Consider the following 25,595-nt stretch of genomic DNA (forward strand, 5'->3'; position numbering starts at 1 on the left):
CTCCCTAGCCTACGCGTGATAACTTCAATAGCTTTCGTAAGTCCGCCAATACATCTTTACTTAACCGCACCAAATCCTCGTTGGCTTCTGGCGTATAGGACATAACTAGCTGCCCGAGAGGGTCGACGATCAACATCTGCCCTGCTTTCACTCTCGATGACAACGAATCATTCATTTGCATCACCACAATGCTCTTGCTCTGGGCAACATTATTGGTCTCTTCCGAAATCCAGATAACTGGCACCACACGCTCCTGATATTTACCTAATGCAATGTGGCTTTGTTGCATCAAATGTACTTGTTGTTGGCACTGTTCTTTACACTCCGGAGGCAACACATACGCTAATTGCCAACCTTTTTCGTCTAATGGTGATGGCTGACCTAATTGTTCGAGCGTGATATATGGCTCAACCAATTCACCTCGATTGGTTACCCCCGTTTCGTACCAACCTTGACTCAATACAACCTTGGCAATAATCGCGGGGAGCGCAAATAGACAAATCAGAGACACCAATACAATTCGTCCTTTCGTGACTGCATTTGTCATTTCTCACCTCCTTGTGAGCGTGGTTGTCGAATCCAACGAATAAAAATCAGGATTGTGATAAACAAAAATACGCCAGACATAGCAAACCATTGAAAAGAATAACCAAAGTGCTTTGCACTGGTTAACGGTAAGGGATTCCAAGGAAATGGGTACGACCATTGCGTTAGATTGTCAGGTTGAATGACAGTAGGCATTAACTCAATATTAAGCAGTTGGCTAAGTTGATTAATGTTGAGGTTTTGCACTCTTATCGTATCGCCCATTTCAGCCATTAGGTCTGAACTTAGTGGATTAGTAGATTTACGATACAAACGCCCTGTGATGTCATATGGCGTTGTCAGATATTCAACCTTCGGAAGTACGGCTCTGGATCTTTTCCCCTTCACAAATCCAAGTTCAAGCAGCGTCAGAGTCGCAGGATCATGAGACATCGATACGATTTGAAACGCTAGGTAACCCACTTCCCCCTGATAGGTCTGGTTATCTAATAAAATAATTGGGAGTGGTTCAGGCGTCACATTTGCTTTTACTTTAATCCCTATAACACTTTCTTCTCGCCAATCGTTCTTTTCCAGTACTTCAGATATGTCCTGATAAGAGGTATTTTCCCTTGCTAAAATCGCTTGTTCCAAACGCTGCTTTTCATTACCACGTTCCAATTGCCAAAAGCCCAGTTTGACCAATAGAGAAAACACAGCCACAGTTAAAAATACAGCAACCCAAACCCATTTCGATAATATCGACGACGAAACCGGAGGTGCCATGTCCACCGTATTTCTGTTTAAGTTAACGCTTGTCCTTTTGCTGCTTTTCATCATCTTTAACCTCGCAAAAGCGCTTATCGAAATGGTTCGCGAAGACCCAGAGGATTCATCGAAGAAAGGCAAACCAATGAGCCACTATCTCGGTCGTCGTGTCATGTTTTCTGCGTTAGTCGTGATTCTCCTTCTCGTAGCGTTAGGGGCAGGATGGATAGCCCCAAATCCTCGTCCTTACTAGCTTTACAACACATAAACGAAAACAAATAAGCATAGCCAAACCACGTCAACGAAGTGCCAATACCAACTGCCAGCTTGGAATGCGAAATGGTCTTTCGGAGAAAAGTGGTCCTTGGCGATGCGGAATAACAGCACAATGAGGAAAATGGTACCGAGACAAACGTGCAAACCGTGAAAGCCCGTGAGCATAAAGAAGGTATTACCGTAAATACCGGACTGCAACGTCAGCCCAATATCTTGATAAGCGTGTGCATATTCGACGGCTTGGTAATAGAGGAAGAAGCCCGCCAAGACGATGGTGATTTCCAACCAGACAATCAGTGCAGTTCGTTTATCTTGCTCTAAACTGATGTGTGCCATATGTAACGTAATCGATGACAATAGCAGCAAGATGGTGTTGGTTAATGGGATACCCTGCCAAGGCATTGCTTGGGTCGTATCACCACCCGGCGTGGTGGTGAGTGGCCAGATTGCTTCGAAACTCGGCCACAATACCTCATGTGTCATTAAGTTATTATCTGCACCACCTAACCAAGGCACGGAAATCATTCTTGCGTAGAAAAGAGCACCAAAAAAAGCACCAAAGAACATCACTTCCGAAAAGATGAACCAGCTCATCCCTTGTCGAAATGAACGCGTAATTTGCGCACTGTACTTTCCGGTAAGAGACTCTGTGATGACGTTGCTGAACCACCCTGCCAGCATATAGAGCAAAAACAACATACCAATGGCGAGAATGATGCCGCCTAACGTACCAACCGCGCCATCACTTTGAGTACCTTGAACGGTCATTCCGGCACCGACAGCAACGAGGAACAGCGCAAAAGCTCCTACGATTGGCCAACTGCTTTGTGCGGGAACATAATAGGTCTCAGGCTTGTTACTCATAAGTTCTCTCCTTACAGACGCGCTTTGGTTTGCGGCGTTAAGGTCTGTTTCTCGCTCCCTGAGAGGCTAGCTGTTGAAGACTCGCCCGATTGAGGAGGAAATTTGTAGAGTGTGTAAGACAAGGTCAACGTATGAATTGAATCCGGCACATCCGGCTCAATGTAGAAAATCAAAGGCATACTCGCTTGCTGCTTACCTTCCAATGGCTGTTGATTAAAGCAAAAACACTCGATTTTATTGAAGTAAGCTGCACCAGTACCCGGCGATACGGATGGCACAGCTTGCCCTACCAAATCTTCACCGCTCTGATTAAAAGCAAGATATTCGGTTTGAATCACTTCACCAGGGTGAACATCCATAAAAACGACTTTTGGTTTGAACTCCCAAGGCATGTCCGGGCTAACGTGCGCCATAAATTCCACACGAATCGTTCTGGTAATATCCGCCTGCATACCCGTCGGTTGAATTGCGGCCACATCACTGGTTTTACCATTAATGCCCAATGCATCGCACATGATGTCGTAGAGTGGCACAAGAGCAAAACCGAAGCCGAACATCAGCGCTGTCGCTAGCAGCAACTTGATAGTGAGTCTCTTGTTGGATGAATTACTTAGCATCTCACTCACCTCACTCTTCGGTTAATCGACTTTTGGCGGAGTTGTGAATGTATGATGTGGGGCTGGGCTAGGTACCGTCCACTCTAAACCCTCTGCACGTTCCCAAGGTTTTGCCGTTGCTTTTTCACCACCACGAATACATTTGATGACTAGCCACAGAAAGATCAATTGAGACAGACCGAAGGCAAAGCCACCTATCGATACGATCTGGTTAACGTCGGCAAACTGGATAGCGTAATCAGGAATGCGTCTTGGCATCCCTGCTAAGCCCAAGAAATGCATTGGGAAGAACAACACATTGACCGAAATGATTGAACACCAGAAGTGCCATAGACTCAGCTTGTGGTCATACATATTGCCTGTCCACTTCGGTAGCCAGTAATACGCCGCGGCCATAATCGAGAACACCGCACCGGATACCAAGACATAATGGAAATGCGCAACAACAAAGTAAGTGTCATGGTATTGGAAATCCGCAGGTACAATCGCCAACATCAAGCCTGAGAAGCCACCTATTGTAAATAAGATAATAAAAGCAATGGCAAACAACATCGGCGTCTCAAACGTCATTGCGCCCCGCCACATAGTCGCCACCCAGTTAAACACTTTCACGCCAGTTGGCACTGCAATCAACATGGTGCAGTACATAAAGAAGAGTTCGGCGAATACTGGCATCCCCGTCGTAAACATATGGTGTGCCCACACTAGGAATGACAGCAATGCAATACTGCAGGTTGCGTAAACCATCGAATGATAGCCGAACAGTTTCTTGCCACTGAAAGCCGGAATGATTGCCGAGATAATCCCGAACGAAGGCAGGATCATGATGTATACCTCAGGGTGACCAAAGAACCAGAAGATGTGTTGGAACATCACAGGGTCGCCGCCACCAGCGGCATCAAAGAAACTTGTACCAAAGTATTTGTCGGTCAGAACCATGGTCACCGCACCAGCTAATACGGGCATCACAGCTATCAGCAAGAACGCCGTGATTAGCCAAGTCCAGACGAACATTGGCAACTTGAACCAAGTCATGCCTGGTGCACGCATGTTTACGATAGTCACGATAACGTTGATGGCACCCATAATGGAACTGATACCCATGATATGGACTGAGAAAACAAACAACGCCGTACTATCAGGACCATAAGTTGTGGAAAGCGGCGCATAGAAAGTCCAACCGAAATCAGGACCACCACCCGGTAAAAACAAAGAGCCGATCAAAATGAGGAACGCAAAAGGTAAGATCCAAAAACTCAAGTTGTTCATCCGTGGTAAAGCCATATCTGGAGCGCCAATCATCATTGGAATCATCCAGTTGGCTAAACCAGTAAACGCTGGCATGACGGCACCAAACACCATCACTAGTCCATGTACGGTCGTCATTTGGTTAAAGAACTGAGGGTCCACCAATTGCAGACCCGGTTGGAATAGCTCAGCACGGATGATCATCGCCATCGCACCGCCAGTGAGGAACATAGCAAAGCTAAACCATAAATAAAGCGTACCGATGTCTTTATGGCTGGTGGAATAAAGCCAACGCGCTAGCCCTTTTGGTGCGTGATGATGATCGTGGTCGTCTTCAATCGCAATGGTCGTGTTTGCAGTAGTTTGCGCTTCAGCAGGAGCAGACTTCACCGCTTTTTCAATTGGCTTACTCATATTTCCTCCTTGGCACTGTCTTGTGCCTTAAAGGCGTTAACATCGGATGCTTGAACGGTATCGCCAGTATCATTTCCCCAAGCATTACGTTGATAGGTAATTACAGCGGCAATTTCTTGATCGCTTAGTTGGTTAGCAAAAGCTTGCATGGCGGTGCCAGCTCGACCGTTCACCAATACATCGATGTGAGCAACAACCGGACCTTTGGCTATCTCGCTGCCTTTGATTGCCGGGAACGCGCCCGGAATGCCTTCGCCGTTCGCTTGATGACACACAGCACAGCGCGCGGTGTAAACCGACTCGCCTTGTCCCATCAAATCTTCCATTGAAAGGTCTTGCGTCAATGCTTCTTGGGCAGCCGCCTTTTGTAAGGCAATTTCTTGTTTCTTGTCTGCCATCCACTGGTCGAAATCATCTTCCGCCATCGCATGAACAACAACTGGCATGAAACCATGCGCTCGACCACAAAGCTCCGCGCACTGACCACGATATACGCCCGGTTCATCAATCTTGGTCCAAGCCTCATTAATGAAACCAGGGATCGTATCTTTCTTAACAGCGAAATCAGGTACCCACCAAGAGTGAATTACGTCATCAGAAGTCATTAAGAAGCGAACTTTACGGTTGATAGGCAAAACCAGCGGGTTATCCACTTCGAGCAAGTAGTGCGCCCCTTTCGCTTCGATGCCATCGATTTCTTTCTGGCTGGTAGCAAGTAGGCTGAAAAATTCGACATCCTCGCCGAAATAACTGTAGTGCCACTTCCATTGAGAGCCGGTGATCTTCACAGTAAGGTCAGATTGGCTGGTGTCTTCCATCGCCACCAGCGTTTTGGTCGCAGGAATCGCCATAGCGATAAGAATAATGACCGGAATAACGGTCCAGATGATCTCCACTTTAGTGCTTTCGTGGAAATTAGCGGCAACTGCCCCTTTTGACTTGCGATGTTTGAAGATGGAATAGAACATCACACCGAATACAACAAAAGCGATAGCGCAACAAATGTAGAAGATCAGCATATGTAATTCATACACTTGCTCACTGATCCCCGTAACACCTCGCGTCATGTTGTAATCACTCTGCTCTGACCAACTGGACGAAGAAAACGTGATAAAAATCACATTCGTTAATAAGGCTAGAGTAGTTGCTAATCTTTTCAAAAGATCTCTCCTCTGCTCAGCCGCTGCGCTTGCGCGAGCTTCCTTGCTTCCCGATGCAAATATCGAACAAATTTACGAAAAATCACAAAAACTACGATTTCAGCACTCTTTGTTATATTTATGTTAAAAGGCTAGTTATAGTTCAATAGTTCTTCAAGAAATTAACTGTGAATAAATTCCGTACAGACTGAAAAATAAATTCGGTTTATCGATTGCCCTCTTTGAAATGTAATTGAGAACCATTTACATTAATTAAAAGAAAACATTGGGACGCTTTTAAGCAAAGAAGTGTCTAAACAAGTAGGCTCCCCCTACTAAGGAAAGACGAATATGACAGCACAAATTACTCAATGGCTAGCACGAGACCCAGATCCAAAAACTCGTGAAGAGCTTCAACACCTAGTCGATACAAATAACGAACAAGAACTGACAGATCGATTTGGTTCACGCTTAGCATTTGGTACCGCAGGTCTGCGCGGTAAAGTCGGTGCGGGTCCAAATCGCATGAACCGTTTAGTGATTCAAGAGACAGCAACAGGTCTCGGTCACTATCTGATTGAACAAGTGACAGACGCATCGTCTCGCGGTGTTGTTATTGGCTACGATGGTCGCCCAGATTCTAAACAGTTCGCACACGATACAGCTTCTGTACTTACTGCTTTGGGCATCAAGGTTTGCCTAACCTATAAAGTAGCAGCAACGCCAATTGTTGCTTTTGGTGTTCGTGAATTAAATGCAGCCGCTGCTGTGGTTGTTACCGCAAGCCACAACCCACCAGAATACAATGGCTTTAAAGTGTACTGGGAAAATGGCGCACAGATTGTTCCACCTCACGATTCTGGTATTGCTGCAAAAATCGATGAAGCAACAACAAAACCGCTTCCTCTGATGTCACTGGACGATGCAAAACAAAAAGGTTTGTTAGTTTGGCTTGAAGACGAGTACTACCAAACTTATCGCAAAACAATGAACGACAATGCCCTGCTAACACCGGACAGCAACACAGATATCTCGATTGTTTACACGGCAATGCACGGTGTCGGTGCGGACATGGCAGAAACGTTGCTCGCAGACGCTGGCTTTAAAAAAGTCGCAAGCGTTCCAGAACAGCGTGAACCGGACGGTACGTTCCCTACCGTAAACTTCCCGAATCCTGAAGAAGCAGGCGCAATGGACATGGTGATGGCACTGGGTAAATCTGTCGATGCGGACATTGCTTGCGCGAACGATCCTGATGCAGACCGTTTTGCTGTGGCTGTAAAACGCCCAGATGGCGAATATCAGATGCTAACAGGTGACCAAGTGGGTTCATTGTTTGGTGACTACTTACTGCAAGGTCAACCAAATGCGCTTGTTGGGAATACCATTGTGTCTTCTCGTCTATTGAGCAGTATTGCGAAAGCACACGGCGCAGAATACTACCAAACGTTAACTGGCTTTAAATGGCTAACTAACGTAGCAATGACACAAGAAACTGAAGCGAACCCATTCCTATTCGCTTACGAAGAAGCACTAGGCTACACAGTAGGTAATAAGGTATGGGATAAAGATGGTTTGTCAGCACTGGTCGCTTTCTCTCAATTGACAGGTAAATTGAAAGCACAAGGCAAAACGCTGTGGGATAAGTTAGAAGAACTATACCGCCAGCACGGTTTCTACTTCAACGCGCAGCGCAGCATTGCACTTGACCCTAAATCACCACCAATCGGTGACAAACTTCGCGCAAACCCACCGAAAGAGATTGCGGGTAAACGTATCGAAGTGATTGAAGATCTGAAGTCATCACTTCGCTTTGTGACCGATGGTCCAACAGAAGCGATTAACTTGCCAGCAAGTGACGTACTGGTTTACCACCTAGAAGACAAATCACGTGTGATTGTTCGCCCTTCTGGTACTGAGCCGAAGTTGAAGTGTTACTACGAAGTGATCAGCGACTTCCCGGCTGAGATGGATTACGCGCAAGCTAACCAAGCAGCAGAAGCGAAAATGAACGTACTTATCGAAGCGCATCAACAAAGCTTGTAATTCGAGTTTGAAACATCGATTCTGTGACAGCTACAAATAGCAAAAGAGGCGCATCGAGCGCCTCTTTTTTATGCAATTCAAACCAACTCAAGCAATCTGTTTTTGCAGGAAATGTTTATCAATGCCTGCTGCTGGGTAGCCTGAATATTGCCCGACTTTTTCAAAACCCAATTTCAAGTAAAAATCGAGCGCTTGAAAGCTATAGGTATCGAGATACAAATGCGTGACTCCACGCGGTTTCACTTGCTCTTCCAGTAGAGCGATCAGCTTGCTTCCTAATCCCGAAGTGCGTGCCTCTGCATCAACCCACAGGTATTCAACAAACACGGTGTTATTAAACATTTCTCCCGTGAGTCCGCCAACAACCTTACCCTCGTCATTACGAGCAAAACAGCCAATGGCGTCTACGTCCCCATCCGGTAGATGCATGTTGTTATAAGCTCGGATGCCATCACGGATAAAATCGAGATCGTTTTGTTCTGGATTGAGTTTAAATTCAAGTTTCATACTGCCACTCCTTGGAAAATCAGTGTGATACTAAAACAAAAAGCCAGCGAGTGCTGGCTTTTGTTCAAAAATCTGATTGTTCCTACACATTACATCGCGAAGCTACTGAGCATCCACACCGCAAGGATAACGAACACCAAGCCCATTAGCTTACCTTGGTACATGCGGAATTTATCGTTTTCCAGCAACCCTTTGCCTAATGTCCCCGCCAATGCAACTAACAAAATATTGAATAGCAAGCCTAATACGTTTAGCAGTAAACCAAGCGCGAGCATTTGCTCACCCGACGATGCGGTAATGTTGCTAGAGACAAACTGAGGCAAAAACATCACGAAAAACACCAAGGCTTTCGGGTTCAGCAGGTTACTCATCAAAGCGCGTTGATAGTAAGTCGATGCCATCTTGTTTTTCTGGTCAAGCTCTGGTGCAGCAGAAACGTCCGCTCGTAAACAGTCCCACCCCATTTTGAGCAAGTACGCGCCCCCCAGTAGATGAAGCACTTTTAATGCAATTGGACTCATTGCAATCAAGGTCGACACACCCATAGCTGCCAATAACGTTAAGATCACGCCGGATGTCGCGTTGCCTAAGCTTGCAAACAGACCAACTTTTTTGCCATAACTCATGCTAGAGCTGGCAATCAACAACATGTCAGGTCCAGGCAACAAAAGAAGTGCAATAACAGCGGTGAGATAAACAGGGAGTACAGATAAATCGATCATGGTGGAACTGGCTTTCTAAAACAGGCGGCGGATCTTATACCAATGAATAGATAACAACCAGACCAAATATCTTTCTACGAAGCAATATTCAGAAAATACAAAAGGTTTAATGCTCAATTTAAAAACAATTAACCTTTTTGATGTTTATTTTTAATACCAATAGCAATTTTGTACAAAAATAAGCAGGATGGATCCGGTAGACTCCAAATGATGTGGTGCTACTGTTTACGCTTGAGCTATTTGGACCGAGATGAAAGAAAAGAATAAGGAAATCGCGACTTTTAAGATTGCTCAAGAGTTGGGCGGGTTAGAGCTGCTCGATGCAAAATACGAAAAACAAAACTTCTCTCGCCATAGCCATGAAGGCTACACCATTGGGGTGATTGAAAAAGGCGCACAGCAATTCTTTCGTACAGGTGGCAACCACATTGCACCGCAAGACAGTATCATTCTTGTAAACGCTGATGAGGTGCATAATGGTCACTCAGCGTCAGAAGGTGGCTGGGAATACAAAGCCATGTATCCCGTACCTGAGCAGTTTCAAACGCTTGGGAAAGAACTTGGCGCGCCCAATGTCGCGCAGCCCTACTTCCCGCAGCCCGTCGTTTACGATCCAGAACTCGCAAACCAACTGCGATTAGTGTTCGATACTCTAGAGAAATCCGATAACCGCTTATTAAGAGAGACACTTGTCTACGGCACACTGATCAAACTTGCAAGCAAGCACAGTACACATCGAGCTCCCCTTAAAGATACGACAAAAGCGCAAAGGCAAGTGCACCTGGTCAAAGAATTTCTTGAAGACTTTCCTCAAACCGATGTCTCTTTAGAAGAACTTGCGAAGTTAGCAGGGTTGAGCCCCTTCCACCTGTTGCGTGAGTTTCAAAAGCAGTTTGGCTTTCCGCCGCACGCGTTTCAGATTCAACAAAGGCTAAGAATGGCGAAAAAGCTGCTCAAGCTAGGACAAAAGATTTCCGATGTTGCTCAAGAATGTGGTTTTCACGACCAAAGCCACTTGCATCGTCATTTTAAAAAAGCCATGGGGGTAACGCCTGGGCAGTACATCAAGCACTGTTAGCAATTTTGTACAAGGCAGCATGCTTAGGTCAGCCTACCTTAACAGCATGTTTTTCTATTCAAGTTGAAGTTATGGATACTACTTTGCCAACTCATCAAGACTCTAAATTCTCACTCTTTTTACAAGGTACCATCGCAATGATGCCATTAAGCATCGCCGTACTGCCTTGGGGATTACTTGCGGGCTCATTTGCCATCGATACTGGCTTACACCCGCTAGAAGGTCAGGCGCTTTCCGCCATTCTGTTTGCTGGCTCCGCACAACTTGTTGCCATGGGCATGATTAAAGCTGGTGCAGGCTTAACCACCATGTTGCTGACGACCTTTTTCATTACCTCTCGCCATTTTCTTTATAGTGTTTCGATGCGCAGTAAAATTTCGCCATTGCCCTTAAAGTGGCGTCTTTCACTTGGCTTCTTACTCACTGATGAGCTATTTGCCATCGTCGGGCACCAATCCGATAAACAATTTGATCGGTGGTACGCCCTTGGCGCTGGATTAAGCTTTTATCTCTTCTGGAACTTCGCAACGCTTGCTGGCATCGTTGCTGGCAGCTTGATACCTGAACTGAATGAGCTCGGATTGGAATTTGCCGTTGCTGCCACCTTTATCGCGATTGTGGTGCCAACGATAAAAAGCATTCCCGTGTTATGCAGTGTGTTTGCAGCATTAGTTAGCTCAGTGACGCTGAATTATTACCAAGTGGAAGGAAGCTTGATGTTCGCGAGCATTCTCGCCATGTTGACGGGCTATTTGGTTGAACAGTTTACGACGAAAGCCCCAAACATTGAGAATACACCGGAGGAACGCCAATGATCTTTTTGTCTATCTTAGCCATGACAGCCTTGGTATTCACTAGCCGTTATCTATTTCTCGAACCAAAATTGCCGCTTAAATTGGGGGTAAGAACTCAAAAGATATTAAGCTACGCAAGCCCTGCAGTGCTCACCGCGATCTGGGCTCCTATCGTGTTTATGCCAGAAGGTGAACTGAGCGTCACATGGCAAAACCCATTTCTATTGGCTGCCCTTTTAACTGCTGCGATTGCATACCTCACAAAGAATGTATTGCTCACCACCATCGTAAGTATGGTCGCGTTTTTACTGCTTCGAATTTGGCTATAAGCTCGCGACTAAACAGCCAACCATTCAATCTCTAATAAGGTGATGTCTCCACACTTCAAACGTCCAAGGAAGACATCGCCTTGATGCACTTCACCCACGCCCTTTGGTGTCCCTGTCATCACGACATCGCCATCTTCTAGCGTTGTGTAGCTCTTCAACTCATCGAGAATGTTCATCGGTGGGTAAAGCATTTGCTTAACATGCCCTTTTTGAACATGAACACAGTTAATCAAAAGCTCTAAGTTGAGATCGTCAATATCGACACCTTGAAGAGAACGGAAACGGCTGAATACCGCTGAGCCATCAAACGCTTTGGCACGTTCCCAAGGTAATCCTTTTTCTTTGAGGTTAGTTTGTAAACCGCGTTTGGTCAGATCTAAGCCGAGCCCAACCGCGCAGTATTGACCGTTTTTGATCACAAAGCAGATTTCGGCTTCGTAATGCAAAGGCTCTTGATGGAATGAGGTGAGTTTGGTTGAAACGGAAGTCGCCGGTTTATTGAACACTACCATTTGCTCTGGTACGGCATTATCTAGCTCTTGAATATGCTCAACGTAATTACGCCCGACACACAGAACTTTGCCGACTTTGATTTTCTTCTCTTCAACCTGAACGACGCTCATTGCTCTTCCCTGCAAAACAAAAAACGCATAATAATCCAACACGTTACGTTGTTGACACTAGTTCTCGTTTCGAGGTGTTAAAAACAAGACATTCAGCCCGTTTTGAGTAAATCATCACTAAATTGAACTTCGACAAGGTAAGAACCACAGACAAAAAAAAGCCAGCACGAAGCTGGCTTCCATAGTAACTAGGACAGGTTACTATTATAGGTAGTAACGACCACCGATAGCCCATTTGTCGTCGGTTTTACGATCGTTCGCATCGTTTAGGTCGAACTGGTAACCAGCGTAGCCAACAAACTTAGGAGTGAAGTTGTATTCAGCTTGTACCGCCATCTCTTCACGAGCTGTTTCAGTTGAGCTAGCTTTAGTTGCTTTACCTTCAACCATTTCGTAGTTGATGCTTAGGTTTAGGCTGCTTGGAAGTGCGTAAGCTAGTAGCGCTTCGTACGCATCGCTCTCAACTAGACGTTGTGAACCGTTAAAGTTCATGTATTCATTTGAACCGTATACTGCAGCAACGTATAGACCTTGACCGTAAGAACCGTAAGATGCAGATACTAGGTGTGATTCAGCCGTTTCTTTCTTTGGTGCAGCAGCAGATGCAGTGATGTCACCAGTGTTGTAGGTGTAGCCTACTTTTGCCCCTAGCACTGAGTAAGTAAGAGCAAGTTGTACGCGGTCACCGTAGTTGTTACCAGAGTACTGAGTTTCGTAAATTGGGTTGCCACTACCGTCATCAACAATTACTTCATCTACGCTTGATTGATCGTTGCTACCTTGCCAACCTAGACCAAAACCAATAGAGCCCGCTTCACCTAGTTCGATAGCGTTACGGTAAGAAAGCATCTTGTCCGCACGACCTGTACCTAGGTTACCGTGATCGTCGTAGATAAAGTCGTTCGCAAACGCGATTGGCATATCAGCAACGCCAGCTACATCGTAGTATGGTGCCCACTGAGTACCACCAACTGCGCGACCATAAACATCGTGAGTAATACCGATGTAACCAAGACGAGTAGAAAACGTATTTTCACCACCATCTAGGTAGTTTAGTTGCCATTCACCGCGAGCGTCAGCAGTAAAACCGTTGCCTAAATCCTGAGTTGCTGTGAAGTTGATACGTGGAGAGTTAGAGCCAACATCAGTATCACCTTGCTCTGAACCGTTCACGTTAATAGATACGTGACCGCCAACAGAGAACGTTGTGCCATCGTTGTTGTAAAGCTCCACTGCTACTGCTTGTGTACCGAATGTTGCTGCTGCGATCGCTGCTGCTAGGAATTTTTTGTTCATTATAAAATCCATGTATTTATTCATTAGTTTATAAGTCAGTTTTATACAAAAGTAGATTGGGGCATCTTCTCCACCAATGTGCGTCACTTTTGATTAACAACTGCCAATCAATGTATTTCAGAAGTTCCCCAGAGCAGAGTGAAAAGATGTAATAAAAAAGAAAAATCGCAAACGTTTACCTTTTTTCTTTATACAAATTCTGAAAAATACACCCAAATTGGAAACAAGTGCTTACATGTAACAACAAAAAATCCAGCTAAATCATTGTTAAAACAAACAATGAAAACTCAAACATGAAATCTTGAATTACAATTCGAGAAGAAAAAAATGATTAGGATCTTTTTTAAAAATATGTCGTTCGGTAGTCATTAGAAAAACATAAAAAAACATAAAACCCCCTTTTTCTCTTATTTTCATAAATAAGAAGGCATTCATACATTTGAAATAAATATGCAAACAAATCATAACTTAATAGAAATCTATCTTTAATTTTCTCGGTTTACCTTAGCGTCATCAATACATCGAGCAAGAAAGCTCATCGATTACAACTAGGGTAATAAGAAAATGAAAAAGGCAGCACTAACTACTGCAGTGTTAACAGCATTGGTATCAGCACCATCTTTTGCGGCGACAGTGTACAAAGATGGCGGCACTGAATTGAAGGTTGGCGGTCGCGTCGAGTTTCGTGGTGACTTTATTGGTTCAGGCGGTGCTGAAGTAGACGGTTCTATGGAAGATAAGTCACGTGCGCGTCTAAACCTAAAAGGTAAGGCTGACATCGGTAACGGTCTGTCTGCATTTGGTGTTTACGAAGCGGAACAAAAAACCGGTAAGAGCGAATTTAAAAACCGCTACATGTACGCAGGAGTAAGTGCAGATGCAGGTAGCTTCTCTGTAGGTCGTCAAGACATGGCTGCCGTTATCATCTCAGACATGACGGATATCACCGAGTTTTCTGGCGTTCAGCAAGTCATTGACTCATCTTCGGATAAGCAAGATAGCGTTTTCGCTTACCGTGGTGAATTCGATGCTCTACAAGTTCAAGCCACTTACCAAGCTAACTCCGAGGATAGCCAAGATAAATACGGCATTTCTGGTCTTTACTCTCTACCAATCGGTCTTGACCTAGGTCTTGCATACTCAGGCGGTGATGTAGACAAAGACAATTCAGAAGACCAAATCCTTGGTGGTATCGCTTACTCACTGGATAACCTCTACCTTGCAGGTACGTACTCACAAGGTGCACTGACAGATTCTGAAGACTTTACCGCTTATGAGCTAGTTGCAAGCTACAAGATCGCAAGTAAGTTTACCGTCGCTGGTCTTTACACTTTCCAAGAAAACGATCCAAATGGCGCTGCAAAGTACGATGCAGTTGAAGGTTTTGAGCTTGTGGGATACTACAAACTGAATAGCAACTTCCGCACTTACCTTTCTTACTACATGAACCAACTTGATGAAGCGAAAGACGCGGAAGGTAAAGTAACCGAAGGCGAAGATACACTTCGTCTTGGCGTACGCTACGACTTCTAACTGCGGCTTCTACCCAAGCCAGCATCGCAGCAAGTTTTTGACCGGCACTCCGTGTCGGTCATTTTCTATCTATTGAGATAAGACCGACAGCTTTTCTACTTAAACCTAACTGCCCTCTTTTAATGCATTTACTCCCGAAGTTAGTGCAATTCCTCTAGTAGCAATTAGACGCGCCCTTCTCACCCTTGAGAAATCAACACGTTAAAAGTTGGCACACTAGCTGCAATGTTAAAAACGAGCAAATGCATGGCAGCGTTTGTGCTTCTCGTTCTTTGTACCTACTTCGGTAGGCACGTCCTTTGAATTGGTAATGTCGCCTCCCTCTGGGAGGCATTTTTTTATTGGCTACCCCAACATTAGAACGTATGATCCTATCTATTGTTTAAAACCGGAAATATCCAATTGAATCATCATCCTGTCCAAGGAGCATCTTGGATGCTTACCGCAGGCTTGGCTTTTGCCATCGTTAATAGCTTTGCTCAAATCGCAAGTATTCACTTTGGTGTGTCATCCACGACATTTGCACTCTTCCAATACGCTATCGCCTTTTTCGCTATCTTGCCGTATCTGCGAACATTAGGAATTCGTCAGTCTCTACGTACTAACCACTTTGGGTGGCATGCATTGCGCATCTTCTTGGCGGTTATCGGTATCCAGCTTTGGTTATGGGCTCTCGCTTATCCGGTTCCTATCTGGCAAGGCATCGCTTTGCTTATGACTTCACCGTTGTTTGCAACGGTAGGTTCAGGTTTAATTCTGAAGGAAAAAGTAGGTGTTGCTCGTTGGATCGCAACGCTTACTGGCTTTATTGGCGCAATGATCATTCTTGAGCCTTGGTCAGACTCTTTTACCTGGGCAACGTTACTGCCTGTCGGCGCGGCTTTTTTCTGGGCATCTTATTCTTTAATGGTGAAAAAGCTGTCGGTGAACGATCCACCATCAACCATGGTGGTTTACTTACTGCTCTTGATCACGCCCTTTAATATTTTGCTGGCGGCACCTACATTTGCAATGCCTGAAGGCTGGAACATTTGGGGAGTCTTAATCGCCGCAGGCATACTTACGGCACTAGCCCAGTGGGCAGTAGTCAAAGCTTACGCTGTCGCTGATGCATCGTTTGTACAACCATTCGACCACGCGAAACTGCCCTTAAATGTCTTTGCAGGCTGGCTAGTATTCAACTGGGTGCCACCAGGTCGACTATGGCTTGGTGCTGCAATCATTATCGGCTCCATTGCTTTCATTACTCATTGGGAAGCGAAAAAAAGAAAGTAATTTGAAAGAAATTTCTCGGTTTTGAGTTCTATATTTTCAGGAAAGGAAATGAGGAGCATCTTATGACACAGCCAATCAAAATTACATTGTATCGTTGGGCCGGCAGTTGGGGACCATTCAAAGTCAATATCCCATGCGGGGAATGTACATTAACCAAAGATATTCTTGCTGACACATTTGAAAATGAATTAGCAGATGTGCCAGTCGAGCTAGAAGTGAAAGATTGGTTGTCTCATTGGTGGGAGCCATTAAAACTTGGAGCATGGCATGCCCCTATCCTAGTCGTTGAAGGCAAAGTCGTCAGCCAAGGGGAAGCGCTAAACCGAGGCGTGCTTGTTCAATCTGTCATTGCTGAATGGACCAAGCGAGATCAGCTTAAAGGCAACATCGTTTACGGTAAGGCGACATGCCCTTACTGTGTTAAAGCGAAAAAGTTGCTTGATGAAGCTGGTGTTGACTACAAATATCACGATGTAGTGAAAGACAGCGCAGCCCTATATCGTATGATCCCTGAAGTGAAAGCCATCATTGGTGAAAAAACACCAGTGACCGTGCCACAAATATGGTTAGACGGTAAGTACATTGGAGGCGCGGATAATCTGGAAAAGTGGTTGGCTGAGAAAGGATTAGATAGCGTGCCAGATAACGTTGTCGAGATCCCAAGTCAAACGGCTTAAATATATCGATTGAGATACCCAGACCCAGAATGCAAAAAGCCCCGATATGACATCGGGGCTTTTCTTATTAATTCGCTAGTTTTTTCATTACGCGAGCAAACATAGAAGGCTTTTTCTTCTTCGCTTTACCGTAAAGCGCTTTGTGCATCGCGTCTTTAGCCATCATTTGACCAAAGTAAACACCACCAAGTTCGTAACCCATGACCTTCTCCTAAGAAGCAATTAACTGGTTTATGTTGTAATTTTACACCACATAAACCACAAAACAAGACATAGATCACATTTATTTTGTAATTTAATTACAAAGATTTTTATCCTAGCGAATAAGAAACGTAATTAACGTTTAGGTTGCTGGTATGTTTTACCTGCTGCTTTGTAGGTGTCTTTCGGTTTAATTTCAAAGAAAGTCTCGAAGAACCAAGCCGCAAACTTGATCAGGTGGTCACCTTCATTCATTACATGCTCAACGAACTCTTTCTCTTCACCAGACTCATCTGCTTGAACCGTAATGTGGTAAATGCGTTTTTCACCTTCTACTTCAGCAAGACCGAATTGACCTGTTAGCGATTCAGCAGCCTGAGCGACTTCTTCTTCCTCAGATGCTTTTAACAGCTCTAGCGCTTGAGGTAGGTTTTCTTGTTGACCGATTTCTTTCAGTAGAGCTTCAAATTCGTTTTGTTGCATGATTTCACCTAACAATGAACGGGTGTTGTCGATATGCGACTATTAACCAAGTGTAGATAACGACACAATAATTGGTTGCGCATTTTAGAGAGGACAACATGCCCTTGCAACCACATTCAACTAAGAACGCTCTGGTTGGACTAAACCACCAGAAGGGGTACGGAACTGTCCAACCACCAGCACCAAACAAGAAATCACTGCAATCGAAATATAAAAGACGCCGAGTTGATGTTGAGTTGTTACCCAAGTTTCTACCAAATAGCCGCCAAATAGCCCTGCTAAACACATCTGAATAGAACCCGACAATGCAGATACCGCACCTGCCTGTTGTTTATGAGGCGATAGCAGTAAACTGATCGAAACAGGGAAAGACATGCCTTGCGCGAAGCTCAAACACGTAAAGGCAATGAGCAAAGATGTCGCTGTAAACGGCAATATAAGAAGCATCACTCCTGAAAAGGCAACAATGACAAAACTCATCAAAAGGATCTGTTGCTCTTTGTATCGAGCATTGATGATGTTGAGAACTAAACTCCCCATCAATAAACCTGCCGAAGGCACAATCATCAAGGTACCGTAATCGGCAGCAGTGAGACCAAGCTCTTGTTGCATTAAGAACGGATAGAGAGACAGTGTCACCAAAGCCGATAAGTAACTCAACCAGTTGTAGCTTGCGCTACCTATTACTTGTTTGTTGGTCAACAACTCAAAGTAATTGCGCATCACACGTTTTGGCTCAAAGCGGCGTTTGGGGTATGGCAACGTTTCATGCAGCACAATAAAGCCAAGGGTAAAGATCGCCGTAAGATAAATAAGAACGAAGACAAAAACCGCGTGCCAACTAATGTGATAAGCAATCCATCCACCAAACAAAGGCGCAACAATCGGCATCACAGAAGCGGTCACCGAGATGTATGACAACGCCTTGGTGAGCTGCGCTCCATCATAGCTATCTCGCAACACAGAGCGCCCAAGAACAGAGGCGCTCCCTGCCCCAAGACCTTGTAGTAGACGTCCGGTCTCAAGTGCAAAAATGTGGTCCGCAAAGGCAATACAGATGATGGTTCCGACGAGATACACACTTTGTCCCAAGATAAAGACAGGACGGCGACCAATTGCGTCGGATAAAGGACCATAAATTAGCTGTGAGACACCAAATCCGACAAGAAACAGCGTAACCAAGTTTTGAATCGTATGCTGAGGAAGATTCAAATCGTGACCAATCAAAGGCAAAGAGGGAAGATAGATACTGACGCCTACTTGACCAGTCGCGATGATCATCATCGCCAACAATAATGGTGTTTTACGCAATATACCCTCCTTACATCATGACAGTTTCACGACAGACAGTGTATATTTGATACTCAAAGATGATAATAAACCAAAATGGAAAGGGATTATTTCCCCTGAGGATGGAATAAGATGGATTGGATTCAGAGCGTTAATAGCTATATTCGCGTAGTCGAGGAAGGTAGCTTTAACGCAGCAGCGAGAAAACTCAACACCACCAGCTCCGCCATCAGTAAACGTATCCAATGGTTAGAGGACAAGATTGGTGTTCAATTATTAAAGCGAACCACTCGCTCGATCAGCCAAACTGAAGCAGGCGCTTTGTTTTATGAACGAGCCAAAGTCCAACTCGACTCTTGGCAATCCGTTTTAGATGAAACCCGCTCTGTTAACCAATCACCAGCAGGACTACTTAAAATTGGTGCGACTTTGGCGGTAGGCTCTAAATTTTTAGTACATTATCTTGATGATTTTCTTGAAAAATACCCTGATATTAAACTTCAGTTGATCACCACGCTACCAGGTCAGATACCAGAACTTAGCCTAGATTTGTTTATCAGCCGTGAGTTGGAGCAACTCAATTCCCTCAGCTTTAAAGCCAGCCCATTGTTCGAGCACAAAGCTCAGTTTTATGCTGCGCCAAGTTATCTAGAGAAACACGGTACACCAAAAACAATCGAAGAATTGTCGCAGCATAACGTTTTAATCTGGGGTGAGAAACCAGTACGAGAAATCAAGACCAATCGTGGAAAACGTGTCAGCCTATCGGGAAATTTCGCCACGACGAACCCAGAAGCCCTCTTCCATGGTGCTAAACGAGGCATGGGAATCTTGCTGTCTAATAACGTGATGATCAAAGAAGACCTAAAATCCTGCGCTTTAGTACCCATTCTTCCGGAAGTGACCGCTGATGAAGCGACTGTATATGCCTACTACCCAAAGCTGGACTATCAACACACCCGAACTCAACTGTTTCTCGACTATCTAAAAACGCGCTTAGAAGAAGAGAAACGTGCCTAAACTTTTGACTCTCTGGTGCTTCAAGTACTAGAGAGTAACTAGCCTTCTCCAAAGCGACTACCACTTTGATGAGAGTTAGCTCCCCTAGCACCTCACCCTATGGTTGAAAATCACCAATAAAACGTATCTTGAGTTTGAAAAATCACCTGAAGTAAACAATAGTTAACGTGATGCATATCGATTAAATGAGAAAAGATCGTGTAATAAAGCCAACACAAACACGATATGGGTAAACACAACGTCGGGTGAAATGTTCAATGGATCATGAACAAAAAAGTATCCAGTTACTTGATGAAATTCTAAAGCTCAATGGTAGCGCACTACTCGACAGAGTAACGCTTGAGCTCCATCAGCAATTTCAAAGCTACTGTACTTGCGTAGTTGAGATAGCACACCTACAACATTGTGCGGTGACACTTTCCAACTCTAGTGGCGGAACCATCGCAGACAGCATGTGTTACGGATTAGAAGGCACTCCTTGTGAGCAAGTCGCACAAGACATTGGCGAACTCATCTTCTATCAAGATGAAGTTTACAAGCTATTTCCTGAAGACCAAATGTTTCAGGACGCTGGCATTCAAGCGTATATCGGACTTCCTTTAAAAACACATACAGGTGAAGTGTTAGGCATCTTAGTGTCAACATTTACTCACTCCATCAGTGAAGCTGAAGCCGAAGAAATCATCTTCCATCACCGTTTTTATGCAAACATCATCATCCATAGTTTGCGAGAAAAGTGGATCAGTGAACGCTCAGACAAACTTCTCAACCAACTCAGTTACGAAGTCTCTCATGACAATCTAACAGGGCTGCTCAATCGCAGTTGTTTAGCTGATACGTTGGAGACCTTAACTCAGCAGGCAACTCGCCCTTTTAGTCTTGCGTATCTAGATATCGACAACTTTAAATCCATCAATGACATCAACGGTAACTACATCGGTGACCAAATCATTAAGTTCACTGCAAATGCGATTCAACAAAGCTTAACCTCGCCCAACAATGCGTTTCGAGTCGCAGGTGACGAGTTTGCTTTTATTACCTATGACGAAGATCCTGTTAGCGTCTGCCAAGAAATCCTCGATAAAATCGAAGCAGGCTATTCAGACAAATCCAATCGTATTTCTTTCACTGTCAGTATCGGGATCGCGAGAGCGCCTGTGCATATGCTGAATAGTGATGACTTAATACTGAATGCGAGCCTTGCGCTAAAAGACTGTAAAAAACGCCGAGATACCCGTATTCAACATTACGACACCCACTTAAGTGCACTTTACCATCGCCAGACACAACTGATTGAAGCACTGCGTGAGCAGCTTCGTTTAAGCATTGATGAAAATGAAGAGCTTTATGTCGTAGTCCAGCCAATTGTTGACATCACCAGTGACCGTTGGGACTACTTTGAAATCCTCGCGCGTTGGAACAGCAGCGTTTATGGCAACGTCTCGCCAGTGGAATTTATTGAAGCCGCCGAACAATCGGGGTTAATCATTGAGCTAGGCGAGCGCATCGTGGAACTCGCCTGCCGCGCAAAACAAAACTTAGAACGACAACTGGGTTACACCGTCAAGCTTTCAATCAACTGTTCAGCTCATGAACTTATTGATTCTAGTCGCTACATGAACTTCCTTACTCGGATTCTAGAAAAATACCATCACCAAGCTACAGACTTTGTTATCGAGCTTACAGAGACAGTCTTACTGTCACAAAGTGGTCGAGAACAGATGGTATTGAATTCGTTACGCTATCTAGGCTTTAAGGTCGCATTAGATGATTTCGGCACAGGCTACTCAAGCTTAAACTACATTCACAACTACCCTATCGATAGCATCAAAATCGACGCGACATTTGTACGCAACATGCTCTCAAATACGACGTCAGAACAAGTCGTTTTGTTGATTGCTCAACTGGCTCAGTTGCTTGAGGTTGATCTTATTGCTGAGGGGGTTGAGGATGACAGAGCCTTGCAAAAGCTCATTGAAATGGGTTGCCACCATATTCAAGGTTATTTTTATTCGAGACCACACAATGTTGACGAGCTAATTGGCATCATCAACGAAAAGCAGATGAAAAGCGCATAAAAAAAGACCAAACAATGTTTGGTCTTTTTTGTGATTTATAAAACGGCTTGTTCTTTGTCTTTAAGCAGTTTGTCCATCTCGTCTCGAGTAGCAATAAAGCTCGCCATTTCCTTTTTAGGCACAGAGCTTGCCATCGGGATCTTCGCTCGCATTGCATTAACAGGACGACCGTATTCGATCAATTCGTAGTGAAGGTGCGGACCTGTTACACGTCCCGTTTTACCCGATAAGCCAATACGTTGACCACGAGAAACTTTCTGACCTTTCTTCACTAGGATCTTACTTAGGTGCAGATAGCGCGTCTTGTACTTACTGCCGTGCTCGATCACTACGTAGTTACCCGCATATGGGTGTTTACGTGTCATGATAACCGTGCCATCCCCCGTTGCTTCTACTGGTGTACCGATAGGCACAGCCCAGTCAGTACCGTTATGAGGTGCAACTCGACCCGTTACAGGATGAAGACGTTTCGGGTTAAAGCCTGAGCTGATACGCCAGCCTCGACTAACAGGGTAACGTTGGAAGGCACGCTGTAGGCTCTCACCTTTCGCATTATAGAATTGACCGTCGGTATGAAGATAAGCAGTCACTTCACGACCACGGTTGTAGATCTTAATTGCTTCGATTTCGTTCTTGCCAGTCGGCACGCCATCAATACTTTGAGAACGACGAACCACTTCGAATCGGTCACCTGCGCGTAAGTCTTTACCGAAGTTAACCTGCTCTTTTAGTAGGTTCACCACTTGGCTGATTTCCGCTGAGCTCAAGCCCAAACGATTTGCTGATGACGAGAAACTACCATGAATCACGCCAACTAAAGGTTCTTGATGCCAAACACCTGGGATTGAGATGTCCGAGAAATCGTAGCTGCCATCAGCATTACGACGATAAACGACTTTGTCGGCGATAGAAAATTGAAGCTCCATCTTTTCCAATTCACCCGTCGACTCATCACGCCAAAAACGCAATGTGTTGCCGGGTTTTAAAGTATCAAGAGCAAGGAAGTTCAAATCCGTCTCCATCACTTTCATCAACGAACTGTAGCCGAAGCCCAGTTGGCTAAAAATGGAGCTCAGGTTGTCACCTGCTTGGATTTGGTATTCAAAATTTGGGGGAGAGACAACTTCTGCTGTTGTCGCCTCAAGAATATTTTCTACAACTCGCGATTCAGGCAAGTTAAGGGCGATGGTTTTAGTAAGGGAAGACTCTTTGAGAGAGTTGGAAACACCAATCGCAACTAATACTGGCAAGGAGTACAACAGTAGCGCTTTACGACTTGTCAGATTCGGCAACCGTCTTGTTGTAATTTCATTTGTAGACACGGGAATTACTATCTCCTTTATAACAAGGCTCATAGCTTATGCATTCCCGCATAAGAAATCACTATGAAATTACGAGATCTAGCGCAGAAAACACTTATTTTTTACAGAAGACAAAAAAAACCATTACTGTTGCATATGTAAGTTATTACCTACACGTTTAAGAGTGGTTGTAATCAATTGATTTGGTTGTTCTGCCATCGCTTGATCTTCTCCATGTTGAAGATATGAAAGCGAAATTTGTGTATCGCTGTTCCATTTCAATGAAGACATCTTGATTCGATCACCAATGAAAACGCTGTTAAGCAATACAACACGGCTTGGTACAGCATCAAACTTAAATAAACCGATGTAGTAAAACGCCCCAGAACCTTGTGTTGTCACGATCACAGGAGCCACAATCCAAGGGGTCTCACTTACGTTACGCTGCGCAATAAACTCGGTAGGTACCAGTACCTCGCCTTTTGTTGCACCAGCATCATACTGACCTTTTAAAAAACCATGCTCTTTATCCCACTCATCAAGAAAAGTCACCGCACCCTGCTCTGGAACTTGAACAGTCCACGGATTTCGTGACTGAATACCCAGTACTTCCGCTACGATTGAATTAGATTGTGCCTGCGCTTGAGGAAACTTTGCCATGATCTCATCATCAGAAAGGCTAAACCGGTAAATGCCCGCAATAATAACCACAGCTAACAGTACGATTGGGATCAGGAGAATGAGGGGAATAGGTAGGATTCTCTTACGAGTCATGAAGACTTCCTTGTGTTCTTGTTCTCTGAATTATGTTCGGAGTATATACCATTTATAGAGCGAAGACCGCTCTGCCTATCCGTTCATTTTGACTCAAGTGTTTCAAAATTAAACTAAACTGTTTGGTGGGCAACCAATAGGTAATAACGATGACAAAAATCACCCACACATGCGAGTGTGCCTGTGGCTTAGTCCAACTGCGTTGCACGGCGGAGCCCATTCGCACTTCTATTTGCCACTGTTTCGAATGTCAAAAGCGCACGGGGAGTGTGTTTGGTGTTCAAGCTCGGTTTCACAAAGACCAAGTAATATTAGATGGCGATACCACCAGTTATACTCGTATCGCCGATTCAGGAAATCAAGTGCATTACGAATTTTGCCCGGCATGCGGTACAACAATGCGCTTACTGCTTTCAGACGTCCCAGACTACGTGGTGATCCCAATGGGATTGTTTAACAATAAAGAGTTTCCACAACCCACTATTTCCATTTATGAGCAAAGAAAACAGGGATGGGTCAGCTTTGATTGCACCATGGAACACGTTAGATAAATATTTGTTATGCAGAATTTGAACTCTCTCAACATTTGAGTTTGCTCAACAATAGTTGAGACTTTATTGAGAATGATCAACCAAGTAATCGCGTAAGTACTTTCGTTCCGCGCCACGAGCGCTATAATCTGCTCCTAACATTTGGTGAGGCTTTATTGTGATTTCCAGACTTCCTCGTTGGGTGGAATATGGCGCTTTTCTGCTTGCTCTTCTCGCAGGTTGCGTCAATGCCGTGGGTCTTCTCGGCTTTCAACATCAAGCGATAACGCATCTTTCCGGAACCGTAACTCAGCTAGGGAACAGCTTGCTAACAGGTGTGGATACAACCATTCACCTGCTCCTTATTGTATTTAGCTTTTTGATTGGCTCTGCATTTAGTGGATTCTTTATCGAAAGCAGCGCGCTCAAGCTTGGTCGTCGCTATGGTGTAGCTCTTTGCATAGAGGGTAGCCTGCTGTTGCTCAGCTTGGGCTTTCTGGTACAAGGTAATGTTTATGGTCAATACCTTGCCTCTGCCGCTTGTGGCTTACAAAATGCGATGATCACAACATTCAGCGGAGCTGTCGTCCGAACCACTCACATGACCGGTATTATTACTGACCTCGGTATTATGATTGGAGAGAGCTTGCGAGGACGTCAGTTTGACCGACGTAAAGCCAAGCTGTTTATCTTTATCTTCCTTGGCTTCTTATTAGGCGGTACAGCTGGTGCAGGTTTATTTAACGTTTATGAGCTGTACGCATTAGCCTTCCCGGCTCTGTTAGCTTTTATAATTGCCATCGCATACTGGAGTTACCTCTACTTGCAGAGCCGCAACCAAACCGCCTAGTTTTTAATGACGGTTTAAGCATTCGACTTAAACCGTCTTATCTCTCTTGTCACTCGGTTAGCCTATAAACCCTATCTACTGGCAGAAAACGCTGTCATTGGCTTGAGATCCCAATCACATTTGCTAGGCTTTTTATTGCTCTAGTCACACTGTACCCCTTAACACTCTGCACTGAGCAGCTTACGTGCTACAATTTTCTAACACGAGCAACAAATTCATATACAAGATTCTAGGTTTAGTACTTTTAGCCGAAAAAACGGCTGAATAACTAGATGTATTTAATGAATAGTATTGCAATGGATGCAGTTTGCGGGTAATCTCCGCACACTGTGATTAA

27 protein-coding genes are annotated in these 25,595 nt (G+C 44.6%); 12 read left to right on the forward strand and 15 right to left on the reverse strand.

The annotated features are described in order from the left end of the window. Positions 1-4 precede the first annotated feature (4 nt). Together NL647_RS06005 and NL647_RS06010 are read right to left on the reverse strand one after the other, a co-directional pair. The gene (locus tag NL647_RS06005; RefSeq protein WP_253649819.1) at positions 5-547 is read right to left on the reverse strand and encodes a cytochrome oxidase biogenesis cluster protein; all 543 of its coding nucleotides are present in this window, start codon (positions 545-547) and stop codon (positions 5-7) included. Further along, the gene (locus NL647_RS06010) at positions 544-1,311 is read right to left on the reverse strand and encodes an SURF1 family protein (RefSeq protein WP_047513797.1); all 768 of its coding nucleotides are present in this window, start codon (positions 1,309-1,311) and stop codon (positions 544-546) included. Before NL647_RS06010 ends, NL647_RS06005 begins: the two co-directional genes overlap by 4 nt. On the opposite strand from NL647_RS06010, the gene NL647_RS06015 reads away from it, so the two are divergent. After that, complete coding sequence (locus NL647_RS06015; RefSeq protein ID WP_005452392.1) at positions 1,310-1,546, forward strand: DUF2909 family protein; 237 nt, start codon at positions 1,310-1,312, stop codon at positions 1,544-1,546. The two genes, NL647_RS06010 and NL647_RS06015, sit on opposite strands and share 2 nt — an antisense overlap. Positions 1,547-1,548: 2 nt before the next feature. Here the strand turns inward: NL647_RS06015 and NL647_RS06020 are convergent, their stop codons facing one another. The 4 genes from NL647_RS06020 to coxB are packed head-to-tail and all read right to left on the reverse strand — an operon-like array spanning position 1,549 to position 5,872. Next, positions 1,549-2,433 carry a cytochrome c oxidase subunit 3 gene (locus tag NL647_RS06020; RefSeq protein WP_005452393.1) on the reverse strand — a complete coding sequence of 295 codons (885 nt, stop codon included), beginning with the start codon at positions 2,431-2,433 and terminating at the stop codon, positions 1,549-1,551. 11 nt (positions 2,434-2,444) lie between these two features. Next, positions 2,445-3,050, reverse strand: a complete 606-nt coding sequence (locus NL647_RS06025; RefSeq protein ID WP_253649820.1) for a cytochrome c oxidase assembly protein — start codon at positions 3,048-3,050, stop codon at positions 2,445-2,447. Between the two features lie 21 nt (positions 3,051-3,071). Next, positions 3,072-4,712: a cytochrome c oxidase subunit I gene (gene ctaD / locus NL647_RS06030; protein ID WP_253649821.1), complete on the reverse strand. Its 1,641-nt coding sequence runs from the start codon at positions 4,710-4,712 to the stop codon at positions 3,072-3,074. Beyond that, complete coding sequence (gene coxB / locus NL647_RS06035) at positions 4,709-5,872, reverse strand: cytochrome c oxidase subunit II (RefSeq protein WP_017818637.1); 1,164 nt, start codon at positions 5,870-5,872, stop codon at positions 4,709-4,711. Before coxB ends, ctaD begins: the two co-directional genes overlap by 4 nt. A 330-nt stretch (positions 5,873-6,202) precedes the next feature. Here coxB and NL647_RS06040 point away from each other — a divergent pair, with 330 nt between their 5' ends. Beyond that, positions 6,203-7,897 (forward strand): phospho-sugar mutase, encoded by a 1,695-nt coding sequence (locus NL647_RS06040; RefSeq protein ID WP_253649822.1) that lies wholly within the window; start codon positions 6,203-6,205, stop codon positions 7,895-7,897. Positions 7,898-7,984: 87 nt separating this feature from the next. Here the strand turns inward: NL647_RS06040 and NL647_RS06045 are convergent, their stop codons facing one another. Together NL647_RS06045 and NL647_RS06050 are read right to left on the reverse strand one after the other, a co-directional pair. Beyond that, positions 7,985-8,404, reverse strand: coding sequence for a GNAT family N-acetyltransferase (locus NL647_RS06045; protein WP_005452398.1), 420 nt, complete (start codon positions 8,402-8,404; stop codon positions 7,985-7,987). A gap of 89 nt (positions 8,405-8,493) precedes the next feature. Then, the gene (locus tag NL647_RS06050; RefSeq protein WP_005452399.1) at positions 8,494-9,126 is read right to left on the reverse strand and encodes a LysE family translocator; all 633 of its coding nucleotides are present in this window, start codon (positions 9,124-9,126) and stop codon (positions 8,494-8,496) included. Positions 9,127-9,376: 250 nt separating this feature from the next. On the opposite strand from NL647_RS06050, the gene NL647_RS06055 reads away from it, so the two are divergent. The 3 genes from NL647_RS06055 (at position 9,377) to NL647_RS06065 (ending at position 11,327) form a co-directional block, all read left to right on the forward strand. After that, positions 9,377-10,204, forward strand: a complete 828-nt coding sequence (locus NL647_RS06055) for an AraC family transcriptional regulator (RefSeq protein WP_049537809.1) — start codon at positions 9,377-9,379, stop codon at positions 10,202-10,204. A 71-nt stretch (positions 10,205-10,275) separates the two neighbouring features. Continuing rightward, complete coding sequence (locus NL647_RS06060) at positions 10,276-11,019, forward strand: AzlC family ABC transporter permease (RefSeq protein ID WP_053050849.1); 744 nt, start codon at positions 10,276-10,278, stop codon at positions 11,017-11,019. Further along, the gene (locus tag NL647_RS06065; protein ID WP_253649823.1) at positions 11,016-11,327 is read left to right on the forward strand and encodes an AzlD domain-containing protein; all 312 of its coding nucleotides are present in this window, start codon (positions 11,016-11,018) and stop codon (positions 11,325-11,327) included. The genes NL647_RS06060 and NL647_RS06065 overlap by 4 nt, the downstream gene beginning before the upstream one ends. 8 nt (positions 11,328-11,335) lie before the next feature. Here NL647_RS06065 and NL647_RS06070 read toward each other — a convergent pair whose 3' ends face one another. After that, complete coding sequence (locus NL647_RS06070) at positions 11,336-11,950, reverse strand: fumarylacetoacetate hydrolase family protein (RefSeq protein WP_029788572.1); 615 nt, start codon at positions 11,948-11,950, stop codon at positions 11,336-11,338. 204 nt (positions 11,951-12,154) lie between these two features. After that, the gene (locus NL647_RS06075; RefSeq protein ID WP_009702400.1) at positions 12,155-13,246 is read right to left on the reverse strand and encodes a porin; all 1,092 of its coding nucleotides are present in this window, start codon (positions 13,244-13,246) and stop codon (positions 12,155-12,157) included. 564 nt (positions 13,247-13,810) lie between these two features. On the opposite strand from NL647_RS06075, the gene NL647_RS06080 reads away from it, so the two are divergent. The 3 genes from NL647_RS06080 (at position 13,811) to NL647_RS06090 (ending at position 16,731) form a co-directional block, all read left to right on the forward strand. After that, positions 13,811-14,779 (forward strand): porin, encoded by a 969-nt coding sequence (locus NL647_RS06080; protein ID WP_009696380.1) that lies wholly within the window; start codon positions 13,811-13,813, stop codon positions 14,777-14,779. A gap of 435 nt (positions 14,780-15,214) precedes the next feature. Continuing rightward, positions 15,215-16,054 (forward strand): DMT family transporter, encoded by an 840-nt coding sequence (locus NL647_RS06085; RefSeq protein WP_253649824.1) that lies wholly within the window; start codon positions 15,215-15,217, stop codon positions 16,052-16,054. A 62-nt stretch (positions 16,055-16,116) separates the two neighbouring features. Further along, entirely contained in the window at positions 16,117-16,731 is a 615-nt protein-coding gene (locus NL647_RS06090) for a glutaredoxin domain-containing protein (protein WP_005452412.1), read from the forward strand. A 67-nt stretch (positions 16,732-16,798) separates the two neighbouring features. On the opposite strand, the gene NL647_RS27110 is transcribed toward NL647_RS06090, so the two are convergent. The 3 genes from NL647_RS27110 to NL647_RS06100 all read right to left on the reverse strand — a co-directional run bounded on the left by NL647_RS27110 (position 16,799) and on the right by NL647_RS06100 (position 18,726). Next, on the reverse strand, positions 16,799-16,933 hold the full coding sequence (locus NL647_RS27110) for a hypothetical protein (RefSeq protein WP_005452414.1): 135 nt from the start codon (positions 16,931-16,933) through the stop codon (positions 16,799-16,801). Between the two features lie 134 nt (positions 16,934-17,067). Beyond that, on the reverse strand, positions 17,068-17,415 hold the full coding sequence (locus tag NL647_RS06095) for a hypothetical protein (protein ID WP_005452418.1): 348 nt from the start codon (positions 17,413-17,415) through the stop codon (positions 17,068-17,070). 120 nt (positions 17,416-17,535) lie between these two features. Continuing rightward, the gene (locus tag NL647_RS06100; RefSeq protein WP_005452425.1) at positions 17,536-18,726 is read right to left on the reverse strand and encodes a multidrug effflux MFS transporter; all 1,191 of its coding nucleotides are present in this window, start codon (positions 18,724-18,726) and stop codon (positions 17,536-17,538) included. Between the two features lie 111 nt (positions 18,727-18,837). Between NL647_RS06100 and NL647_RS06105 the strand changes: the two genes are divergently transcribed. Together NL647_RS06105 and NL647_RS06110 are read left to right on the forward strand one after the other, a co-directional pair. After that, positions 18,838-19,725: a LysR family transcriptional regulator gene (locus NL647_RS06105; protein WP_253649825.1), complete on the forward strand. Its 888-nt coding sequence runs from the start codon at positions 18,838-18,840 to the stop codon at positions 19,723-19,725. Between the two features lie 257 nt (positions 19,726-19,982). Then, the gene (locus tag NL647_RS06110; RefSeq protein WP_253649826.1) at positions 19,983-21,803 is read left to right on the forward strand and encodes a bifunctional diguanylate cyclase/phosphodiesterase; all 1,821 of its coding nucleotides are present in this window, start codon (positions 19,983-19,985) and stop codon (positions 21,801-21,803) included. Between the two features lie 35 nt (positions 21,804-21,838). Here the strand turns inward: NL647_RS06110 and NL647_RS06115 are convergent, their stop codons facing one another. Further along, the gene (locus NL647_RS06115) at positions 21,839-23,125 is read right to left on the reverse strand and encodes a peptidoglycan DD-metalloendopeptidase family protein (RefSeq protein WP_005452428.1); all 1,287 of its coding nucleotides are present in this window, start codon (positions 23,123-23,125) and stop codon (positions 21,839-21,841) included. Positions 23,126-23,248: 123 nt separating this feature from the next. Next, a complete protein-coding gene (locus tag NL647_RS06120) occupies positions 23,249-23,878 on the reverse strand; it encodes a hypothetical protein (protein ID WP_005452429.1) in 630 nt (209 codons plus the stop codon). 149 nt (positions 23,879-24,027) lie between these two features. Here NL647_RS06120 and NL647_RS06125 point away from each other — a divergent pair, with 149 nt between their 5' ends. Next, positions 24,028-24,429, forward strand: coding sequence for a GFA family protein (locus tag NL647_RS06125; RefSeq protein ID WP_005452431.1), 402 nt, complete (start codon positions 24,028-24,030; stop codon positions 24,427-24,429). Between the two features lie 157 nt (positions 24,430-24,586). Continuing rightward, complete coding sequence (locus NL647_RS06130) at positions 24,587-25,258, forward strand: YoaK family protein (protein ID WP_026000373.1); 672 nt, start codon at positions 24,587-24,589, stop codon at positions 25,256-25,258. Positions 25,259-25,595 lie beyond the last annotated feature (337 nt).

This window comes from Vibrio sp. Y29_XK_CS5, assembly GCF_024181835.1.
GTDB classification, from domain to species: domain Bacteria; phylum Pseudomonadota; class Gammaproteobacteria; order Enterobacterales; family Vibrionaceae; genus Vibrio; species Vibrio harveyi.

Excerpts from the sequence above, each read along its gene's own strand:
- NL647_RS06125 (WP_005452431.1), top strand. The coding sequence starts at position 24,028 with ATGACAAAAATCACCCACACATGCGAGTGTGCCTGTGGCTTAGTCCAA.
- NL647_RS06005 (WP_253649819.1), bottom strand. The coding sequence starts at position 547 with ATGACAAATGCAGTCACGAAAGGACGAATTGTATTGGTGTCTCTGATT.
- NL647_RS06105 (WP_253649825.1), top strand. The coding sequence starts at position 18,838 with ATGGATTGGATTCAGAGCGTTAATAGCTATATTCGCGTAGTCGAGGAA.
- NL647_RS06010 (WP_047513797.1), bottom strand. The coding sequence starts at position 1,311 with ATGGCACCTCCGGTTTCGTCGTCGATATTATCGAAATGGGTTTGGGTT.
- NL647_RS06055 (WP_049537809.1), top strand. The coding sequence starts at position 9,377 with ATGAAAGAAAAGAATAAGGAAATCGCGACTTTTAAGATTGCTCAAGAG.
- NL647_RS06070 (WP_029788572.1), bottom strand. The coding sequence starts at position 11,950 with ATGAGCGTCGTTCAGGTTGAAGAGAAGAAAATCAAAGTCGGCAAAGTT.
- NL647_RS06095 (WP_005452418.1), bottom strand. The coding sequence starts at position 17,415 with ATGCAACAAAACGAATTTGAAGCTCTACTGAAAGAAATCGGTCAACAA.
- NL647_RS27110 (WP_005452414.1), bottom strand. The coding sequence starts at position 16,933 with ATGGGTTACGAACTTGGTGGTGTTTACTTTGGTCAAATGATGGCTAAA.
- NL647_RS06075 (WP_009702400.1), bottom strand. The coding sequence starts at position 13,246 with ATGAACAAAAAATTCCTAGCAGCAGCGATCGCAGCAGCAACATTCGGT.
- NL647_RS06015 (WP_005452392.1), top strand. The coding sequence starts at position 1,310 with ATGTCCACCGTATTTCTGTTTAAGTTAACGCTTGTCCTTTTGCTGCTT.
- NL647_RS06060 (WP_053050849.1), top strand. The coding sequence starts at position 10,276 with ATGGATACTACTTTGCCAACTCATCAAGACTCTAAATTCTCACTCTTT.
- NL647_RS06040 (WP_253649822.1), top strand. The coding sequence starts at position 6,203 with ATGACAGCACAAATTACTCAATGGCTAGCACGAGACCCAGATCCAAAA.
- NL647_RS06120 (WP_005452429.1), bottom strand. The coding sequence starts at position 23,878 with ATGACTCGTAAGAGAATCCTACCTATTCCCCTCATTCTCCTGATCCCA.
- NL647_RS06085 (WP_253649824.1), top strand. The coding sequence starts at position 15,215 with ATGCTTACCGCAGGCTTGGCTTTTGCCATCGTTAATAGCTTTGCTCAA.
- NL647_RS06020 (WP_005452393.1), bottom strand. The coding sequence starts at position 2,433 with ATGAGTAACAAGCCTGAGACCTATTATGTTCCCGCACAAAGCAGTTGG.
- NL647_RS06110 (WP_253649826.1), top strand. The coding sequence starts at position 19,983 with ATGGATCATGAACAAAAAAGTATCCAGTTACTTGATGAAATTCTAAAG.
- NL647_RS06065 (WP_253649823.1), top strand. The coding sequence starts at position 11,016 with ATGATCTTTTTGTCTATCTTAGCCATGACAGCCTTGGTATTCACTAGC.
- NL647_RS06090 (WP_005452412.1), top strand. The coding sequence starts at position 16,117 with ATGACACAGCCAATCAAAATTACATTGTATCGTTGGGCCGGCAGTTGG.
- NL647_RS06025 (WP_253649820.1), bottom strand. The coding sequence starts at position 3,050 with ATGCTAAGTAATTCATCCAACAAGAGACTCACTATCAAGTTGCTGCTA.
- ctaD (WP_253649821.1), bottom strand. The coding sequence starts at position 4,712 with ATGAGTAAGCCAATTGAAAAAGCGGTGAAGTCTGCTCCTGCTGAAGCG.
- NL647_RS06050 (WP_005452399.1), bottom strand. The coding sequence starts at position 9,126 with ATGATCGATTTATCTGTACTCCCTGTTTATCTCACCGCTGTTATTGCA.
- NL647_RS06045 (WP_005452398.1), bottom strand. The coding sequence starts at position 8,404 with ATGAAACTTGAATTTAAACTCAATCCAGAACAAAACGATCTCGATTTT.
- NL647_RS06080 (WP_009696380.1), top strand. The coding sequence starts at position 13,811 with ATGAAAAAGGCAGCACTAACTACTGCAGTGTTAACAGCATTGGTATCA.